This window comes from Collinsella aerofaciens (genome assembly GCF_032584215.1).
Classification (GTDB): Bacteria; Actinomycetota; Coriobacteriia; order Coriobacteriales; family Coriobacteriaceae; genus Collinsella.
In genome coordinates this window covers 1-1,062 of record NZ_JAWHPN010000061.1, presented here as the reverse complement: position 1 = coordinate 1,062, position 1,062 = coordinate 1, and the positions used below count along the sequence as shown (strand labels likewise).

General features: G+C 63.6%; 1 protein-coding gene. It reads right to left on the bottom strand.

What is annotated here, in order from left to right; all coding sequences use genetic code 11:
- Positions 1 to 1,062, bottom strand: a 1,062-nt coding sequence (locus RX395_RS09715; protein WP_250787561.1) for an SIS domain-containing protein, incomplete at its 5' end; no start/stop codon positions are given.

Sequence of the window (1,062 nt, the reverse complement as noted above, 5' to 3'; positions counted from 1 at the left end):
TTAGTAGTCGAACTGGTGATAGTAGCGACGATACTTGAGGTTGTGCTTGGTGACCGTCTCGTAGTAGCGAGCCAGGCGGTCGGTCACGAGCACCGTCAGAATCCACGGGGAGACGATGACGCGGAACTCGTCGTCAAGGCCGGGGATCGCGAACTCGGCGGTGTCGATGATGTTGATGTCGGTGTCGCCGGTCACGCCGCGGGTCAGGAAGGCGCGGACGCGCTCGTCGAGCTTGCGGTTCTCGTCCTCGCCCATGAACAGGAAGACCGGGACGCCGGGCTCCACGAGCTCGAGGGTGCCGTGGAAGAAGTCGGCCGAGGTGATGTAGCGGGTGCGCTTCCACTGCATCTCCTCGAGGATGCACATCGAGAACAGGATGGTCTCGCCCCACAGGGCGCCGGAGCCGATGAACATGGTGTAGGGGGCCAGGGCGTACTTCTTGGCGAGCTCCTCGGCGCGCGGCTCGAAGCGCTTGCGGATGTCGAGCATGTCCTTCCAGATATCCTTGGTCTGCTCGATAAACAGATCGAACTTGGGGAAGCAGCCGCGGCGGTTGAGCAGGCGCAGGCCGAAGCAGTCGGCGAGGTAGTAGCCCTTCTCGCAGCCGCCCGAACCATGGTCAGAAGCCATGGCGACGCAGTTCTCGGCGCCCACAGCCTGGCCGATGGGGCCCTCGGGCTTGGTCATGGCGTAGACGCGCACGCCCATGCCCTTCATCTTCTTGACGGCCTCGAGGACCTCGGGGGTGGTGCCGGACTCGGAGGCGGTGAGCACGACGGACTTCTCGGTCATGCGCTTGTGGCCCATGGCGTTCCACTCGGCGGCGTGGATCAGGTAGACCTCGAGGTCGCGGTCGCCGAACTTGTTCATGAGGTACTCGAGCTGCATGAGCTCGTCCCAGGTGCCGCCGACGCCCATCAGGAACACGGCGTCGTAGCCCTCGTCGGCGACCTTGTCGGCGAGCGCGGTCATCTTCTTGCCGGTCTCGTAGAGCGCCTTGCCGTCCTCGAGATAGCCCTCCTGGTCGAAATGCATGATCTCGATCTTCTCGGTTTCCTTCAT